The 19,511-nt window shown below is 43.3% G+C and carries 8 protein-coding genes, 4 tRNA genes and 5 rRNA genes; 15 read left to right on the top strand and 2 right to left on the bottom strand.

Going from position 1 to position 19,511, the window contains the following annotated elements; all coding sequences use genetic code 11:
* Positions 1–62: 62 nt before the first annotated feature.
* The 14 genes from AOC03_RS06110 to AOC03_RS06045 all read left to right on the top strand — a co-directional run bounded on the left by AOC03_RS06110 (position 63) and on the right by AOC03_RS06045 (position 15,486).
* Positions 63–139 (top strand) — tRNA-Ile (locus AOC03_RS06110).
* Between the two features lie 8 nt (positions 140–147).
* A tRNA-Ala gene (locus tag AOC03_RS06105) sits at positions 148–223 on the top strand.
* Between the two features lie 341 nt (positions 224–564).
* Positions 565–3,427, top strand: a 23S ribosomal RNA gene (locus AOC03_RS06100).
* A 179-nt stretch (positions 3,428–3,606) separates the two neighbouring features.
* Positions 3,607–3,720 (top strand): 5S ribosomal RNA (gene rrf / locus AOC03_RS06095).
* A 782-nt stretch (positions 3,721–4,502) separates the two neighbouring features.
* Positions 4,503–6,041, top strand: a 16S ribosomal RNA gene (locus AOC03_RS06090).
* 76 nt (positions 6,042–6,117) lie between these two features.
* Positions 6,118–6,194 (top strand) — tRNA-Ile (locus AOC03_RS06085).
* 8 nt (positions 6,195–6,202) lie between these two features.
* A tRNA-Ala gene (locus AOC03_RS06080) sits at positions 6,203–6,278 on the top strand.
* A gap of 341 nt (positions 6,279–6,619) precedes the next feature.
* A 23S ribosomal RNA gene (locus tag AOC03_RS06075) occupies positions 6,620–9,482 on the top strand.
* A 179-nt stretch (positions 9,483–9,661) separates the two neighbouring features.
* Positions 9,662–9,775: ribosomal RNA gene (gene rrf / locus AOC03_RS06070) — 5S ribosomal RNA — on the top strand.
* The 16S, 23S and 5S rRNA genes sit together here with 4 tRNA genes alongside, the layout of an rRNA operon.
* A gap of 135 nt (positions 9,776–9,910) precedes the next feature.
* Positions 9,911–10,894, top strand: coding sequence for a DUF4238 domain-containing protein (locus AOC03_RS06065; RefSeq protein ID WP_062534241.1), 984 nt, complete (start codon positions 9,911–9,913; stop codon positions 10,892–10,894).
* 169 nt (positions 10,895–11,063) lie between these two features.
* Positions 11,064–11,453 (top strand): hypothetical protein, encoded by a 390-nt coding sequence (locus tag AOC03_RS06060; RefSeq protein WP_062536549.1) that lies wholly within the window; start codon positions 11,064–11,066, stop codon positions 11,451–11,453.
* A 485-nt stretch (positions 11,454–11,938) separates the two neighbouring features.
* Positions 11,939–12,598, top strand: a complete 660-nt coding sequence (locus AOC03_RS06055) for a YqiA/YcfP family alpha/beta fold hydrolase (protein WP_062534239.1) — start codon at positions 11,939–11,941, stop codon at positions 12,596–12,598.
* A 144-nt stretch (positions 12,599–12,742) separates the two neighbouring features.
* Entirely contained in the window at positions 12,743–14,632 is a 1,890-nt protein-coding gene (gene parE, locus AOC03_RS06050; protein ID WP_062534237.1) for a DNA topoisomerase IV subunit B, read from the top strand.
* A 167-nt stretch (positions 14,633–14,799) separates the two neighbouring features.
* Entirely contained in the window at positions 14,800–15,486 is a 687-nt protein-coding gene (locus tag AOC03_RS06045) for a lysophospholipid acyltransferase family protein (protein ID WP_227514298.1), read from the top strand.
* Positions 15,487–15,547: 61 nt separating this feature from the next.
* On the opposite strand, the gene AOC03_RS06040 is transcribed toward AOC03_RS06045, so the two are convergent.
* On the bottom strand, positions 15,548–16,330 hold the full coding sequence (locus AOC03_RS06040) for an SDR family NAD(P)-dependent oxidoreductase (protein ID WP_062534235.1): 783 nt from the start codon (positions 16,328–16,330) through the stop codon (positions 15,548–15,550).
* A 238-nt stretch (positions 16,331–16,568) separates the two neighbouring features.
* On the bottom strand, positions 16,569–18,242 hold the full coding sequence (locus tag AOC03_RS06035; RefSeq protein ID WP_062534233.1) for a mechanosensitive ion channel: 1,674 nt from the start codon (positions 18,240–18,242) through the stop codon (positions 16,569–16,571).
* Between the two features lie 501 nt (positions 18,243–18,743).
* On the opposite strand from AOC03_RS06035, the gene AOC03_RS06030 reads away from it, so the two are divergent.
* Positions 18,744–19,481, top strand: a complete 738-nt coding sequence (locus AOC03_RS06030; protein WP_062534231.1) for an FKBP-type peptidyl-prolyl cis-trans isomerase — start codon at positions 18,744–18,746, stop codon at positions 19,479–19,481.
* The last annotated feature ends 30 nt before the right edge of the window (positions 19,482–19,511 follow it).

Here is a 19,511-nt window from a genome sequence, read left to right as displayed (position 1 = left end):
TCAGCAAGAATTCACAACAAGTTGTTCTTTAGTTTAAGCTTACGTTTATTGCAAGCGTAATTGGGTCTGTAGCTCAGCTGGTTAGAGCACCGTGTTGATAACGCGGGGGTCAGTGGTTCAAGTCCACTTAGACCCACCATTTTATATGGGGCCATAGCTCAGTTGGTAGAGCGCCTGCCTTGCACGCAGGAGGTCAACGGTTCGACTCCGTTTGGCTCCACCACTTAATAGACAAGCTTTAGATGCTAATAAATAAACAGAATTAAGTGATCGTTATTGATTATTTACTTCTGTTTTACACAGAATCTGTGACTCGATGAGAGCATAGAAACTATTTAAAAACATAGATATGAGTCTGGGTTAGAACAACATGTTCACGTGTTGTTTCTAACCTTGATAATCAATTCCTTAACGACATCAGTTGTTATCCCAGGAATTGATTATCAAAAAAGTAAAGAGAACTGAATCAAGCGTATAAATTAGGTGATATCGTTATCATAATTAGAGCGTATGACACTTTGAAGTCAAAATCTATTTATAGGTTAAGACTACTTGGGGTTGTATGGTCAAGTAATGAAGCGCACATGGTGGATGCCTTGGCAGTCAGAGGCGATGAAAGACGTGACAGCCTGCGATAAGCTTCGGGGAGGCGGCAATATCCTGTGATCCGGAGATTTCTGAATGGGGAAACCCACTTACCATAAGGTAGGTATCTTGTACTTGTACAAGAAGCGAACGAGGGGAAGTGAAACATCTCAGTACCCTTAGGAAAAGACATCAAATGAGATTCCCCAAGTAGCGGCGAGCGAACGGGGAGAAGCCGATTAATGCTAATGTAGAAGAACAGCGTGGGAAAGCTGACCGTAGTAGGTGATAGTCCTGTATTCGAAACATTAGCGTTAACATATTAAGTAGGGCGGGACACGAGAAATCCTGTCTGAAGATGGGGGGACCATCCTCCAAGGCTAAATACTCCTGACTGACCGATAGTGAACCAGTACCGTGAGGGAAAGGCGAAAAGAACCCCTGTGAGGGGAGTGAAATAGAACCTGAAACCGTGTGCGTACAAGCAGTAGGAGCCTCAATTTATTGGGGTGACTGCGTACCTTTTGTATAATGGGTCAGCGACTTATATTCTGTAGCAAGGTTAACCGTTTAGGGGAGCCGTAGGGAAACCGAGTCTTAATAGGGCGTCTAGTTGCAGGGTATAGACCCGAAACCGAGTGATCTATCCATGAGCAGGTTGAAAGTGCCGTAACAGGCACCGGAGGACCGAACCCACTGTCGTTGAAAAGCCAGGGGATGACTTGTGGATAGGGGTGAAAGGCTAATCAAACTCGGTGATAGCTGGTTCTCCCCGAAAGCTATTTAGGTAGCGCCTCGGACGAATACCATTGGGGGTAGAGCACTGTTTCGGCTAGGGGGTCATACCGACTTACCAAACCGATGCAAACTCCGAATACCGATGAGTAATATCCGGGAGACACACGGCGGGTGCTAACGTCCGTCGTGGAGAGGGAAACAACCCAGACCGCCAGCTAAGGCCCCAAATTCCTAGTTAAGTGGGAAACGAGGTGGGAAGGCATAGACAGCTAGGAGGTTGGCTTAGAAGCAGCCATCCTTTAAAGAAAGCGTAATAGCTCACTAGTCGAGTCGGCCTGCGCGGAAGATGTAACGGGGCTCAAACTAGGAGCCGAAGCTGCGGATTTGAAACTTGTTTTCAAGTGGTAGGGGAGCGTTGTGTAAGCCTGTGAAGGTGTGTCGTAAGGCATGCTGGAGGTATCACAAGAGCGAATGCTGACGTGAGTAACGATAATGCGAGTGAAAAGCTCGCACGCCGGAAGATCAAGGGTTCCAGTCCAACGTTAATCGGGGCTGGGTGAGTCGACCCCTAAGGCGAGGCCGAAAGGCGTAGTCGATGGGAAATTGGTTAATATTCCAATACTTGTTTATAGTGCGATGGAGGGACGGAGAAGGTTATGTCAGCCTGGCGTTGGTTGTCCAGGTGAAAGGATGTAGGCTTACAGTTTAGGCAAATCCGGACTGTAATATGGCTGAGATCTGATAGCAAGCTGTACTTGTACAGCGAAGTGGCAAATACCATGCTTCCAGGAAAAGCTTCTAAGCAATAGCTATAAACGAATCGTACCCTAAACCGACACAGGTGATCAGGTAGAGAATACCAAGGCGCTTGAGAGAACTCTGCTGAAGGAACTAGGCAAAATGGTACCGTAACTTCGGGAGAAGGTACGCTGTTGATGGTGATAGGACTTGCTCCTTGAGCTTTCGACAGTCGCAGATACCAGGCTGCTGCAACTGTTTATTAAAAACACAGCACTCTGCAAACACGAAAGTGGACGTATAGGGTGTGATGCCTGCCCGGTGCTGGAAGGTTAATTGATGGGGTTAGCGTAAGCGAAGCTCTTGATCGAAGCCCCAGTAAACGGCGGCCGTAACTATAACGGTCCTAAGGTAGCGAAATTCCTTGTCAGGTAAGTTCTGACCTGCACGAATGGCATAATGATGGCAGCGCTGTCTCCAGCAGAGACTCAGTGAAATCGAAATCGCAGTGAAGATGCTGTGTACCCGCGGCTAGACGGAAAGACCCCGTGAACCTTTACTACAGCTTTACATTGAACTTTGACCTGACTTGTGCAGGATAGGTGGGAGGCTTTGAAGCCGAGACGCTAGTCTCGGTGGAGCCAATCTTGAAATACCACCCTGGTCATGTCGGGGTTCTAACTCAGGTATAACAATACCGAGGACAATGTATGGTGGGTAGTTTGACTGGGGCGGTCTCCTCCTAAAGAGTAACGGAGGAGTACGAAGGTGCGCTCAGAACGGTCGGAAATCGTTCATAGAGTATAAAGGCAAAAGCGCGCTTAACTGCGAGACCCACAAGTCGAGCAGGTACGAAAGTAGGTCTTAGTGATCCGGTGGTTCTGTATGGAAGGGCCATCGCTCAACGGATAAAAGGTACTCTGGGGATAACAGGCTGATACCGCCCAAGAGTTCATATCGACGGCGGTGTTTGGCACCTCGATGTCGGCTCATCTCATCCTAGGGCTGAAGCAGGTCCTAAGGGTATGGCTGTTCGCCATTTAAAGAGGTACGCGAGCTGGGTTTAGAACGTCGTGAGACAGTTCGGTCCCTATCTACCGTGGGCGTTGGAAATTTGAGAGGATCTGCTCCTAGTACGAGAGGACCAGAGTGGACGAACCTCTGGTGTTCGGGTTGTCACGCCAGTGGCATTGCCCGGTAGCTACGTTCGGATGGGATAACCGCTGAAAGCATCTAAGCGGGAAGCCCACCTCAAGATTAGATTTCCCTAAAGAGCCGTTGAAGACTACGACGTTGATAGGCAGGGTGTGGAAGTGCAGCGATGCATGTAGCTAACCTGTACTAATTGCTCGTTTGGCTTGACCATACAACACCCAAGTGGTTTGTATGAACCGCTCTAATTAATCTATCTTGTAAAGCGCAAGCTTTAGAATATATATATTTCGATATCACCTTAAACCTTGATTCAGTTAGGTTTATGTTGGTCGACGACAAGTTAAATTGACGTCAATAATAACAACATCAGACTCATATCTAACCCCCTTTGCTGACGACCATAGCATGATGGCACCACCTGATCCCTTCCCGAACTCAGAAGTGAAACATCATTGCGCCGATGGTAGTGTGGTTCGCCCATGTGAGAGTAGGTCATCGTCAGCTCTCTATTCAAAGTTAAACCCCCCAACGTTAATTCGTTGGGGGGTTTTCTTTTGGCTGGTTTGAGCCTGAACTCATTGATACTCAAACTCAATGGTGATGCTATGCCGCTGGCACAAAGCGCTCTTGTCTAAAAGATCAGTTAATGGTGCTTGAGGAAAAACGCGACGATGGGTCAGAGGCTAGATTTTAGTGCAATAAAACTTAGATTTAGTACCGTTACATGACTAAAAAACCTTGAATGAAACCTCCTGAATGAAGTATTTTAAGTAAAACCTGCTTTTATTTTACATAACTTTAAACGAATTAAAATAACCGCTTGACACCCCTCCAAAACCCTCTATAATACGCCCCTCAATAAGACGAACCGGAAGCCGTTAGAGAGTAAACTATTACTTAATAACCAACCAGTTAACTTACTGAAACGAATTAGAACCAAGGCTTGACAAACATATAAATCATGATATGATAGTCAGCTCGCTAAACGAGATAAGCTAATCGCTTTGATTGAATAGCAAAGAACATCATCTACTGGACGACAGTAGAGACACTATTTAAAAGCATAACTAAAGAACAACTTGTGTGGATTTTTGCTGATTCAGAATGCTAAAAATTAAAGTTGGGACTGACCTCTTTTCGGGGTGAGTGACTAACTATAAAAATTATCATTTAAGACAGCAAGAAAACTCAAAGTTAATTCATTTAAATGAAACATACGAGAGCGTAATTGCCAGATTAGATGAGCCAAGTTTAGAAGCTTCTTTAAAGAGCTTCATAGCAAGATTAAACTGAAGAGTTTGATCATGGCTCAGATTGAACGCTGGCGGCAGGCTTAACACATGCAAGTCGAGCGGTAACAGGAGAAGCTTGCTTCTTGCTGACGAGCGGCGGACGGGTGAGTAATACTTAGGAATCTACCTAGTAGTGGGGGATAGCTCGGGGAAACTCGAATTAATACCGCATACGACCTACGGGAGAAAGGGGGCAACTTGTTGCTCTCGCTATTAGATGAGCCTAAGTCGGATTAGCTAGATGGTGGGGTAAAGGCCTACCATGGCGACGATCTGTAGCTGGTCTGAGAGGATGATCAGCCACACCGGGACTGAGACACGGCCCGGACTCCTACGGGAGGCAGCAGTGGGGAATATTGGACAATGGGGGCAACCCTGATCCAGCCATGCCGCGTGTGTGAAGAAGGCCTTTTGGTTGTAAAGCACTTTAAGCAGTGAAGAAGACTCCGTGGTTAATACCCACGGACGATGACATTAGCTGCAGAATAAGCACCGGCTAACTCTGTGCCAGCAGCCGCGGTAATACAGAGGGTGCAAGCGTTAATCGGAATTACTGGGCGTAAAGGGAGCGTAGGTGGCTCGATAAGTCAGATGTGAAATCCCCGGGCTTAACCTGGGAACTGCATCTGATACTGTTGAGCTAGAGTATGTGAGAGGAAGGTAGAATTCCAGGTGTAGCGGTGAAATGCGTAGAGATCTGGAGGAATACCGATGGCGAAGGCAGCCTTCTGGCATAATACTGACACTGAGGCTCGAAAGCGTGGGTAGCAAACAGGATTAGATACCCTGGTAGTCCACGCCGTAAACGATGTCTACTAGTCGTTGGGTCCCTTGAGGACTTAGTGACGCAGCTAACGCAATAAGTAGACCGCCTGGGGAGTACGGCCGCAAGGTTAAAACTCAAATGAATTGACGGGGGCCCGCACAAGCGGTGGAGCATGTGGTTTAATTCGATGCAACGCGAAGAACCTTACCTGGTCTTGACATATCTAGAATCCTGCAGAGATGCGGGAGTGCCTTCGGGAATTAGAATACAGGTGCTGCATGGCTGTCGTCAGCTCGTGTCGTGAGATGTTGGGTTAAGTCCCGCAACGAGCGCAACCCTTGTCCTTAGTTACCAGCGGGTTAAGCCGGGAACTCTAAGGATACTGCCAGTGACAAACTGGAGGAAGGCGGGGACGACGTCAAGTCATCATGGCCCTTACGACCAGGGCTACACACGTGCTACAATGGTAGGTACAGAGGGCAGCTACACAGCGATGTGATGCGAATCTCAAAAAGCCTATCGTAGTCCGGATTGGAGTCTGCAACTCGACTCCATGAAGTAGGAATCGCTAGTAATCGCGGATCAGAATGCCGCGGTGAATACGTTCCCGGGCCTTGTACACACCGCCCGTCACACCATGGGAGTTGATTGCACCAGAAGTGGATAGCTTAACCTTCGGGAAGGCGTTCACCACGGTGTGGTTGATGACTGGGGTGAAGTCGTAACAAGGTAGCCGTAGGGGAACCTGCGGCTGGATCACCTCCTTATAGATGGCATTCGGTCAGCAAGAATTCACAACAAGTTGTTCTTTAGTTTAAGCTTACGTTTATTGCAAGCGTAATTGGGTCTGTAGCTCAGCTGGTTAGAGCACCGTGTTGATAACGCGGGGGTCAGTGGTTCAAGTCCACTTAGACCCACCATTTTATATGGGGCCATAGCTCAGTTGGTAGAGCGCCTGCCTTGCACGCAGGAGGTCAACGGTTCGACTCCGTTTGGCTCCACCACTTAATAGACAAGCTTTAGATGCTAATAAATAAACAGAATTAAGTGATCGTTATTGATTATTTACTTCTGTTTTACACAGAATCTGTGACTCGATGAGAGCATAGAAACTATTTAAAAACATAGATATGAGTCTGGGTTAGAACAACATGTTCACGTGTTGTTTCTAACCTTGATAATCAATTCCTTAACGACATCAGTTGTTATCCCAGGAATTGATTATCAAAAAAGTAAAGAGAACTGAATCAAGCGTATAAATTAGGTGATATCGTTATCATAATTAGAGCGTATGACACTTTGAAGTCAAAATCTATTTATAGGTTAAGACTACTTGGGGTTGTATGGTCAAGTAATGAAGCGCACATGGTGGATGCCTTGGCAGTCAGAGGCGATGAAAGACGTGACAGCCTGCGATAAGCTTCGGGGAGGCGGCAATATCCTGTGATCCGGAGATTTCTGAATGGGGAAACCCACTTACCATAAGGTAGGTATCTTGTACTTGTACAAGAAGCGAACGAGGGGAAGTGAAACATCTCAGTACCCTTAGGAAAAGACATCAAATGAGATTCCCCAAGTAGCGGCGAGCGAACGGGGAGAAGCCGATTAATGCTAATGTAGAAGAACAGCGTGGGAAAGCTGACCGTAGTAGGTGATAGTCCTGTATTCGAAACATTAGCGTTAACATATTAAGTAGGGCGGGACACGAGAAATCCTGTCTGAAGATGGGGGGACCATCCTCCAAGGCTAAATACTCCTGACTGACCGATAGTGAACCAGTACCGTGAGGGAAAGGCGAAAAGAACCCCTGTGAGGGGAGTGAAATAGAACCTGAAACCGTGTGCGTACAAGCAGTAGGAGCCTCAATTTATTGGGGTGACTGCGTACCTTTTGTATAATGGGTCAGCGACTTATATTCTGTAGCAAGGTTAACCGTTTAGGGGAGCCGTAGGGAAACCGAGTCTTAATAGGGCGTCTAGTTGCAGGGTATAGACCCGAAACCGAGTGATCTATCCATGAGCAGGTTGAAAGTGCCGTAACAGGCACCGGAGGACCGAACCCACTGTCGTTGAAAAGCCAGGGGATGACTTGTGGATAGGGGTGAAAGGCTAATCAAACTCGGTGATAGCTGGTTCTCCCCGAAAGCTATTTAGGTAGCGCCTCGGACGAATACCATTGGGGGTAGAGCACTGTTTCGGCTAGGGGGTCATACCGACTTACCAAACCGATGCAAACTCCGAATACCGATGAGTAATATCCGGGAGACACACGGCGGGTGCTAACGTCCGTCGTGGAGAGGGAAACAACCCAGACCGCCAGCTAAGGCCCCAAATTCCTAGTTAAGTGGGAAACGAGGTGGGAAGGCATAGACAGCTAGGAGGTTGGCTTAGAAGCAGCCATCCTTTAAAGAAAGCGTAATAGCTCACTAGTCGAGTCGGCCTGCGCGGAAGATGTAACGGGGCTCAAACTAGGAGCCGAAGCTGCGGATTTGAAACTTGTTTTCAAGTGGTAGGGGAGCGTTGTGTAAGCCTGTGAAGGTGTGTCGTAAGGCATGCTGGAGGTATCACAAGAGCGAATGCTGACGTGAGTAACGATAATGCGAGTGAAAAGCTCGCACGCCGGAAGATCAAGGGTTCCAGTCCAACGTTAATCGGGGCTGGGTGAGTCGACCCCTAAGGCGAGGCCGAAAGGCGTAGTCGATGGGAAATTGGTTAATATTCCAATACTTGTTTATAGTGCGATGGAGGGACGGAGAAGGTTATGTCAGCCTGGCGTTGGTTGTCCAGGTGAAAGGATGTAGGCTTACAGTTTAGGCAAATCCGGACTGTAATATGGCTGAGATCTGATAGCAAGCTGTACTTGTACAGCGAAGTGGCAAATACCATGCTTCCAGGAAAAGCTTCTAAGCAATAGCTATAAACGAATCGTACCCTAAACCGACACAGGTGATCAGGTAGAGAATACCAAGGCGCTTGAGAGAACTCTGCTGAAGGAACTAGGCAAAATGGTACCGTAACTTCGGGAGAAGGTACGCTGTTGATGGTGATAGGACTTGCTCCTTGAGCTTTCGACAGTCGCAGATACCAGGCTGCTGCAACTGTTTATTAAAAACACAGCACTCTGCAAACACGAAAGTGGACGTATAGGGTGTGATGCCTGCCCGGTGCTGGAAGGTTAATTGATGGGGTTAGCGTAAGCGAAGCTCTTGATCGAAGCCCCAGTAAACGGCGGCCGTAACTATAACGGTCCTAAGGTAGCGAAATTCCTTGTCAGGTAAGTTCTGACCTGCACGAATGGCATAATGATGGCAGCGCTGTCTCCAGCAGAGACTCAGTGAAATCGAAATCGCAGTGAAGATGCTGTGTACCCGCGGCTAGACGGAAAGACCCCGTGAACCTTTACTACAGCTTTACATTGAACTTTGACCTGACTTGTGCAGGATAGGTGGGAGGCTTTGAAGCCGAGACGCTAGTCTCGGTGGAGCCAATCTTGAAATACCACCCTGGTCATGTCGGGGTTCTAACTCAGGTATAACAATACCGAGGACAATGTATGGTGGGTAGTTTGACTGGGGCGGTCTCCTCCTAAAGAGTAACGGAGGAGTACGAAGGTGCGCTCAGAACGGTCGGAAATCGTTCATAGAGTATAAAGGCAAAAGCGCGCTTAACTGCGAGACCCACAAGTCGAGCAGGTACGAAAGTAGGTCTTAGTGATCCGGTGGTTCTGTATGGAAGGGCCATCGCTCAACGGATAAAAGGTACTCTGGGGATAACAGGCTGATACCGCCCAAGAGTTCATATCGACGGCGGTGTTTGGCACCTCGATGTCGGCTCATCTCATCCTAGGGCTGAAGCAGGTCCTAAGGGTATGGCTGTTCGCCATTTAAAGAGGTACGCGAGCTGGGTTTAGAACGTCGTGAGACAGTTCGGTCCCTATCTACCGTGGGCGTTGGAAATTTGAGAGGATCTGCTCCTAGTACGAGAGGACCAGAGTGGACGAACCTCTGGTGTTCGGGTTGTCACGCCAGTGGCATTGCCCGGTAGCTACGTTCGGATGGGATAACCGCTGAAAGCATCTAAGCGGGAAGCCCACCTCAAGATTAGATTTCCCTAAAGAGCCGTTGAAGACTACGACGTTGATAGGCAGGGTGTGGAAGTGCAGCGATGCATGTAGCTAACCTGTACTAATTGCTCGTTTGGCTTGACCATACAACACCCAAGTGGTTTGTATGAACCGCTCTAATTAATCTATCTTGTAAAGCGCAAGCTTTAGAATATATATATTTCGATATCACCTTAAACCTTGATTCAGTTAGGTTTATGTTGGTCGACGACAAGTTAAATTGACGTCAATAATAACAACATCAGACTCATATCTAACCCCCTTTGCTGACGACCATAGCATGATGGCACCACCTGATCCCTTCCCGAACTCAGAAGTGAAACATCATTGCGCCGATGGTAGTGTGGTTCGCCCATGTGAGAGTAGGTCATCGTCAGCTCTCTATTCAAAGTTAAACCCCCCAACGTTAATTCGTTGGGGGGTTTTCTTTTGGCTAGTTTGAGCCTGAACTCGTTGATGCTTAAATTAATGTTAAATTGAAAGATCAGTCAACTTTAGGATTATTTGAAATATTATGAACCTAGTTACTCAAAATACGCCAAAAAAACAACATTATGTACCACAGTTTCTATTACGGAACTTTGCTGTCGAAAATACCGAAAGATTATTTACGTTTGATAAGCAACAAAATAAAGTATTTCCAACTACTGTAAGAGACAGTGCAAGCGAGAACGGATTTTATAATATTCAAGGATTGGATGACAAATACACTCTTGAGAATGAGTTAGGAGATTTAGAAACATTAGCTAGTAAAGTTATAGCAAAAATTTGTTTATCGGGCTCTATATCTCATTTAGATGAAAACGAACATAAAATATTATGCTTTTTTACAGCTAGTTTATTGCTACGTGTAAAAAGACAGCGTGTATTTACTTCTCAAGTAAATTATAATATAGCGAAATTTGCAAGAGGATTAGGACTTGAACCTGATACTTTTACAAATTTTAAAGAACTAACTAAAGAAGAAATTGAGTTTCAACATATCAATTTTTTGGAAGAGGAACTGTTGACATTTGCTAATGAGTTTGGAGATAAGGCTATAGGGTTACTATCTGCCCCCATCGATAAATCTTTCATAATTTCTGATAATCCTGTAGTCATGTTCTCTCATAAACCCAATAGATTTAATTCTAAAGGTACCTCAGTTCCAGCAATTGAAATATTTTTACCGATATCTAAGAAACTATGTATAACCTTCTTATGTATGGATTTTTATTATGAATTAGCTGAGAAAATTGAGATAATAGAAACTAATAGAGCTAAGAATCATGAACTGAACTTAGTCGATATTAGTTACGCTCAATCATTAATTCAATCTATTCAAACGGGTAATGCTAATGTTATTAATGAAAAGCATGTAAATTTTGTAAATACACGTCAAATTGTTGATTCATGGTCTTATATTTATAATGATAATAATGACTTTGATTTCGCAAAAAGATTAGTAGAAAAAACCCCTGCTATTAGCTTAGGTAGTATAGTGAAAAGTGGTTTCTAACAAGTTGATTGAATGAAAAAAAACTGATAGCTGTATTTACTTTCAACATCTTTTAGCCAACCATTATGTTTCTTTTAACAAGGTTTTATATTTCTAGGAGTAGAGACCTATCATTGAGTTTTTGAAAGATTATGTTTTCTTAGTTTCATATGTCACTCTGATAGGTGCTATGTTTGCTGTATATCAATTTTGGATCAATACACAGCAATCTAAGACGACTTTTGAGGACTCTATTTCTAAAGAGTATCGAGATATATTTAAAAATATCCCATACAGCGCATTGATAGGGAAAACTTTAATTGACGAAGAAGTTAATCAAGCTACAAATGGAATCTATAACTATATGGATTTTTGTAATGAACAAATATTTCTTCGCAAAACAGGTAGAGTAAGAAAAGATACTTGGAACAATTGGCAAGAGGGCATGTGTACTAACTTTTTATTACCTATATTTGTAAGTGTATCTAAAGAGGTGTTTGAAGAATTACCTAATATCTTTACAGAATTAAGAAGGGTTATGGCTGAAAACTATAGCACTGATCCAAAAAAGTGGAAATAAATACAATGAGAAATTTAAAATAAAAATGAAAGATGATATTCGACTTTTTTTTATTTCAAAACAACTCCCCAACTTCAACTACTTCTTCAAAATCAAATCCTAATTGCTCTCATTTACGCTATCGCATCTACTCGATCTTTAGCCTAGCCTAAAAATACCTCACAGCGCTGTTTAATGTTCATTTCATGTCATAAATGACGATCTGTATGATGACACAAGCAGCTAACGCCTGTTTTATTGCTAGTGCAAATATTTATGCAAGGACTAGCAATATCGAATAGCTTCATTTAATAATGCATCAGGTACCCATATCTATTTTCGTTATTCTTTTAAATTCTACAATCTCATTGTAAACACTATTAGGTCGCAGATACCGAATAATAACGTGCAATTTTATTGCTACTGTCTTTATTCACTTAATGCTATGCTGATTTTTTATTATTTATATACAGCAATTATAACAACATCAATAAGTGAGATTATACGTGAACGTTATTTATATTCATGGGCTAGACAGCGCTGCTAACTCTACTAAAGGACGGTTGTTAGAGGATTATTTCCATAAATACCATTCTGATATCAAGGTATTACGCCCTGATTTGAATAAAAGACCTGACCAAGTTTTTAAGCAAATAATCTCATTAATCGAAGGCTTAAAGAGTCACAATACTACTAAAGATAAGCAGTGTGAACCTTCAAATACTGTATTGGTAGGTAGTTCATTGGGTGGTTACTTTTCTACCCTGATAAGCAATTATACAGGCTGCCCTGCGCTATTGTTAAATCCTAGTATTCAACCACATATTACTTTACAGCGATTTGCTAAAGATTCGACTCTACTCAATAATGGTAAAGAGGAAGGTTTAAGTAATCAAGTTATTCATTCAACAGCCGGTGGTTGGGATATGACTCATGCGGATTTAAAATGGTTTGAGGAACATCAATTATCAACTGTTCATTATCCCAATAAGGTCGCTGTGCTCATCAAAGACGGTGATGAATTACTTGATGCCAATCTATCTACTGAGTTTTATAGACAACATGGCTGTTTAGTTAAGTTGCAATCTGGTGGTGATCACAGGTTTAGTGATTTTGCTGAGCAATTACCGATGGTGATTGAGACTTTAAGACAATTACAACAATAAAATAGCACTGCATATTTAATAATTACGTTGATTAGAATAGACGACATCATATGACGTAAGACGCTGCGTATTCAAACTAATGATGCTATTTTTCGTTATAATGGCTAGATAGAATTAATTATTTTGAATATTAAAGGAAGTCGTGTGAGTCAATATAATGCGCAGTCGTTAGAAGTCTTAGAGGGGCTAGAGCCCGTTCGCCGTCGACCAGGCATGTATACCGATACGACGCGCCCCAATCATTTGGCGCAGGAAGTTATCGATAATTCGGTAGATGAGGCGTTAGCAGGTTTTGCTAAAAACATTAAAGTGCAGTTATATGCAGATGGCTCGCTATCGGTGGAAGACGATGGTCGTGGTATGCCAACGGATATGCATCCTGAGTTTGGGCAAACGGGTATTGAACTGATTTTGACTCGTCTACATGCGGGTGGTAAATTTTCCACTTCTAACTATCAGGTGTCTGGTGGACTGCATGGGGTCGGTATTTCTGTTGTTAATGCGCTATCGACGCGAGTTGAAGTAACGGTGTGGCGTGAAGGCAGCCAGTTTGATATGGCGTTCGAAAATGGTACACCAGTAACAGCATTAGATGAGTCAGTCAGCTCCAATAAACGCAAGCGTGGTACCAAGGTGCGTTTTTGGGCGGACAGTCATTTTTTTGATACGCCTAAATTTAATATTAAACAGCTAAAGCACAATTTAAAAGCCAAAGCGGTATTAGCGGCAGGTCTGACGATTGAGTTTATTGATGATATTAATGATGAAAAGGTCATTTGGCAGTTTACAGATGGTGTCGTAGAGTATCTAACCGAACAGTTAGATGGGTTAGAGACACTACCACCTCAACCATTTTATTACCATTATGAAGCAAAAGATGGTGAACGTGCAGCCATTACCTTTGCACTATCTTGGCTACCGGAAGGTGGTACGCCCATTCAAGAAAGCTATGTTAATTTGATTCCTACGGCGCAAGGTGGCACCCATGTGAATGGTTTGCGTACCGGTATTTTAGAAGCGTTACGGGAGTTTTGTGACATTCATAATTTACTGCCCCGCAGTGTGAAACTAACCGCCGAAGATGTTTGGGATGGGGTCAATTATATTCTGTCCTTAAGATTCTCAGAGCCACAGTTTTCAGGACAAACGAAAGAGCGCTTGTCTAGCCGAGAAGCGGCAGGAGCCGTGCAAACGTTAGCAAAAGATGCGTTTAGTTTATGGCTGAATAAGCATGCCGAATTAGGCGCGCAGATAGCGGAACTTGCCATTCATAAGGCAGGCAGTCGTCTCAAATCTGCGAAAAAAGTAGCGCGTAAAAAAATAACTCAAGGTCCGGCTTTACCTGGAAAATTAGCAGATTGCCGAGGTGATTTGCGTGATGGTGCTGAGTTGTTTTTGGTAGAAGGTGATTCGGCAGGGGGCAGTGCCAAGCAAGCACGCGACCGTCATTATCAGGCGATATTACCGCTACGCGGTAAGATTTTAAATACATGGGAAGTCTCGTCAGATACGGTATTATCCAGTCAAGAAATTCATGATATTGCGATTGCCATCGGCGTTGATCCTGCCTCCTCGGACTTGTCTGAGCTGCGCTATGATAAGGTTTGTATTTTAGCGGATGCTGACTCTGATGGTCTGCACATTGCCACTTTGATTTGTGCATTATTTGTGAAACATTTTCCTGCATTAGTTGAAGCGGGTCATCTATTTGTCGCCATGCCACCTCTGTACCGTGTTGATGTCGGTCGCGAGGTTCATTATGCATTGGATGAGCCGGAGCTTGCTCATATTTTAGCGGGAGTTTCGGGGAATAAAAAAGCGCAAATTACCCGTTTTAAAGGGCTTGGCGAGATGAGTGCTGAACAGCTGCGCGAAACGACGATGAATCGCGATACGCGTCGTCTGGTTCAGTTGGATATGGACGATATGGTGTTAACTAATAACGTGATGGATATGTTATTGGCAAAAAAACGTGCCTCTGACCGAAAAGTATGGTTAGAACACAAAGGCAATTTGGCTGATATCGCTTTATAAGTGTTCTGATACTGATAAGATTATAAAGTTGAGCTTCATAAAACGCTGCAAAAGTTAATTTAGCAATGGTAGGATAATGTTATTATGGGGTTATCCTCTTTCTATGTGATGCCAACGTTTTGGCATCCAAGACTTTAACTCGTTCTCAGTATAGGAGTTCTATAATATTGCCGCTATCATCCAAACTTTCTACTTTATCCAATCTACCTCATATCAATAAATTGCCTAAATTAAGAAAAAAAGATTTGGGGCTTTTGGTTCCGAAACGTGGTGGTAAAGTAACGCCTATCATAGCAACTTATTTATTAAAAATAGCAGGTTGGCGTACTGTTGGGCATATACCAGACATTCCACAAGCGGTTGTGTTGGCATTACCGCACACCTCTAATGTTGATGGCATTTACGCTATTCCTAGTCTCTTTGCCTTAGATTTGAAAATTAGCATTATGGGTAAGCATACTTTATTTAAAGTGCCGGTATTGGCACATTTGTTACGATGGATAGGCATCGTTCCTATTGATCGCGGTAATAAGGGTTCTGTCTTACAATCTAGTATTGATAAATTCAAAACGGGTGAGCCATTATTTTTAGGCTTATCACCAGAAGGAACGCGTAAATATACTGAGAGTTGGAAAACGGGTTTTTATTATTTAGCATTAGGCGCTAATGTGCCCATCTTGCCTGTGGCATTAGATTATAAAACTAAAGAAGTGCGTTTTTTATCGCTGGTTCATCCTACTGGGGATATCGAGGCAGATTTATTAAAGATTTATAGTCAATATCGTGGGGTAATCCCAAGGCATCCTGAGCGTTTATCGCAACCGCTGCAGGATATAAATAATTCATTGCTTTAAAGGCATGTTATTTTAGTTCATTAACATAGAGTTATGGCTGTTGATAGTATTAAATGAATGGCTAAAACGACGGTTGACCATTAGACGTACTGACGCCACCATCGACAGGTAAATTGACCCCAGTAATCATCGCCGCTTCATCACTTGCTAAAAAGGTAATGGCTGCAGCGATATCCCCATGGGTGGCAAAGCGTCCCAGCGGACAGCGCTCTAAAAATTGATTGGTTTTAGTATCGTTATTTTGACTAATATTAGTCATATTGGTGGTGGTAATACTGGGATTAACGGCGTTAACGCGTACGCCGTCCGCACCATGCTCTAATGATAATGTCCGAGTTAAATTGCTAATGCCCGCATTAGCCGCATTATAAGCTGCCATGTTGCAGTCGCCGCCAATCCCTGAAAGTGAAGACACATTAACGATATTGCCTTTACTGGCAATCAGATGCGGCATGGCTGCTTGGCAAACATAAAATGTCTCGTTTAAATTGGTATCAATAGCTTTTTCCCAGTCTGCAGCAGACAGTTCCGTGACTTTACTTTGTACGGCTTTACCGGCATTGTTCACTAAGACATCAATCTTCTCAAATTTATTTATGATTAGTTTAATCATTTCTTGTACTTGGCTTTGCACGCTAATATCGCAAGCGACTATTAAATAGTTATCGGTGTGAATCCATGTACGGTCTTGTGGAAACTCGCTTGCTGTTTCTTCAAGCGTTTGCGTCGTAGGTCCGACTAGCACGACATTTGCGCCTTCGCGCGCGAAGCGAATGGCGGTTGCCCGACCAATTTCAGAACCTGCACCCGTCACGATGACGGTTTTTTCTTTAAAGCGTTTCATGACAGTCTGTCCTTGTTATCATCTAATAGAGGGATGGCGTTAATTTATCATAGCAAGTCACTAGAGTGAAAGCGACCGCTAAGCAATACTATGTTATCGTCTGTTCTTGTTTGAAAAACCCTAGCTTAATATTAAATATAAGCCATCGTCAGAGCTAAAAAATTAATCCTCTAAATATTATCAATAAAAAAGACAGCCTAAGCTGTCTTTTTTTATGCTGAAAAATAGTTAACCGTAATTATTCAGAATCATTATCAGTCAGTTTGCCATACTGATTCACTGAAGAAGTATCGACGATATCGGTAGTTGAAACATTTGGCGTTGTACCTGTTACGGTAGCGCTTGTTGTTGTCGTGCCCGTTGTTGCCGTGCTCGGCGTGGCTGCACGAATCGCTTCAGCTACTTTATCAGTGGTATTCGTTGTCGTTTTGGTATGACGAGTCGTTTGTACTTTTAAACCTGTACGTTCTTCGTCCATTTTATCTTGCATTTTGCGTAAGAAACGAGCGGCCGCTTCTTGACCACCAAGACCAAACGATAAAGCAAATGCTACAGCAACCGCACCTAAGGTTAGACCAAATGCGAGGTTAACGATAGAGTCTGCAATACCCATTGCTTTTAGACCCATGGCAAGTACTAAGCCCATGATTAAGACACGTACGATATTGGCTAAAAACTGCGAGCCTTTTTCAGAGCGTTCAACAACACCAGCAATGATATTGGCAAGCCAAAAGCCGATAAACAGAATAATCGCACCAAGGATAATGTTAGCACCAAAGGCGATAAACATCGTAATGATGCCTGAAATAGGCTCAAAACCAAGTAAGTCAGCAGCGGCAATCGCAGCAAATAACATGGCAAAGAACACGATAGCGTAACCAACTAAATCTGAAATCTTTTGGTTACCCATTGTCTCTTGTAGACCAACTTTAGCAGGCAACTGGTTGATTTCAGTGTTTTCGATTAAGCCTTTAATGATATTAGCAACCATACGTATGACATAATACGTCACAATTAAGATTGCGGCTGCCATAAAGATATTTGGCAGTGCTTCCATGATTTTGTTCAGCATATTCGTTGCAGGACGCGCAATCACTTCGATTTTTAGCGCATTTAAAGCGGCAATAATTGTTGGAATGATAACGACTAAAAATGCTAAAGAACCGGCAATATTAGGCAAGCTGTTCTTTTCGCTTAAGCCTGCTTTAGATGCCAGCTCTTGTACATTAAAGGTAGAAACAAGGTTGGTCACAATGCCGCGTACGACTTTGGCGATGATATAACCCACCACAAAGACCACACCAGCAATCAGGATGTTCGGGATAAAGCTAAAGATTTTATCAACCATATTGGTTAATGGGGCAAATAAGCCATTCAGCTCTAACTGACCCAACACCATGGTCAATACCACTAAAAGAATAAACCAATAAACCATGTCAGCAATCGTGCTGCTCATCGGTTTAACGCCAGCTTGGGCGCTTAAACGCTCGTCCATTGTCGTTTTAGAGAGAGCGGCATTGATTGCAGTACGCGCAACCGTTGCAATGACCCAACCAAGAACCCCAACAGCAATAGCACCAATAAGATTAGGAATAAATGCCAAGACTTGATTCACCATATTTGCAAATGGGGCTGAAATAGCATTTAAATTCAATTGGGTAAGTGCGCCTGAAATAGCAATCACAAAGATAAACCAGAAGACAATCTTCGAGATGATGCCTTCGATATCATAGGTTTTGCCTGTGGTTGAATTCATGCGTTGATTGACATTAATCTTAGCCAGTACATTGCGTACCAGTGCCGCTATGCCAAGCGCAATCAACCAACCAATGATGAAAATTAGTATAGCGCCGATAATAGAACCGATAGGTCCACCAAGATAACCGTTGAATGATGTATATGTAGGGTCCATCCTGTCCTCCTTTAAGTGTGATAAATCAGTTTTGAGACTATGCAGCGGTTAAAGCTGTAATCTCATTTTTCTGACCTATATATAGTTATAAATAATAATATTAGTATTTTTTTAGTTAAAGATATCCATATGTACAACGGTAGAGCAAAGGCACCAAGCGGCAACCTAGCAATAAGCTGATAGATTGCAGATGGCTTACTTTGCTGCAATTATTTGACTGTCAATGATAAGACTGATGATAAAAATATACATTCTGTTACTTATCATCTTAGCTTAGTTAGCTTAGCGGATATACTGGAATGATTAAAGATAGAAAGCTTAACTTCTTACTATAGTTGTGTGATAAGTTGTTATTTTTGTCGTTCTCATTAACAGAGATTGTACATTAGCCCGATATTTTCGTCGCAACCGTGGTTCCTAAAACTAAGATTTGCTATTATGGTGAGGAGGCGGCATCTCGCCACTATTTTGATAACGTGTTTGACAACTTGAGAATATTCTATGAAAAAAATCACTACCTTAACGATTAGTGCGCTGGCTAGTGCCATGTTATTGACGACGGGCTGTAGCACTAATAATGGCAATAAAGAAACTGCGGCTAAAAGCGTGGCAGTGACTGAGCAAAGTCCAGCCGCTGAAAAAGTGGGCTACAGCTTGGGCTTTATGATGGCTGAAGGTAATAAAGACGCGGTTGAAAACTTAAACCTAGATACCTTTGAAAAAGGTTTCCGTGATGGCTATGAAGGTAAAGAATCGGCATTGACCCAAGAACAAATGCAAAAAGTACTAATGGATTATCAAAAAGAACAGGAAGAAAAATTCGTGAAAGATATGCAAAGCAAAGCGGGCGAAAATAAAACCAAAGGTGCGGCATTCTTAGCTGAAAATGGCAAGAAAGCAGGCGTAAAAACTACCGCGTCTGGCTTGCAGTATAAAGTCATCACTGAAGGTAAAGGCAAAATGCCAAAAGCAACTGACGTGGTTGAAGTGAACTACGAAGGTAAATTGCTAGATGGTAAGGTATTTGACAGCTCGTATGAGCGTGGTGAGCCAATTGAGTTCCCATTAAACCAAGTTATCGCTGGCTGGACAGAAGGTCTACAGTTGATGAAAGAAGGCGGTAAGTACGAGTTCTATATCCCATCAGACCTTGCTTATGGTGAAGCGGGTAATGCCGGTATTGAGCCAAACAGCACGCTTATCTTCACTGTTGAACTACTTAAAGTGAAAGCAAAATAATCAATTTTTTATTATTGGTTAATAGCTTAA

The sequence above is a fragment of the Psychrobacter urativorans genome (genome assembly GCF_001298525.1).
GTDB classification, from domain to species: domain Bacteria; phylum Pseudomonadota; class Gammaproteobacteria; order Pseudomonadales; family Moraxellaceae; genus Psychrobacter; species Psychrobacter urativorans_A.
Note: the sequence above shows the minus strand (reverse complement) of the source record. Positions and strands in the feature narration are given on the sequence as shown.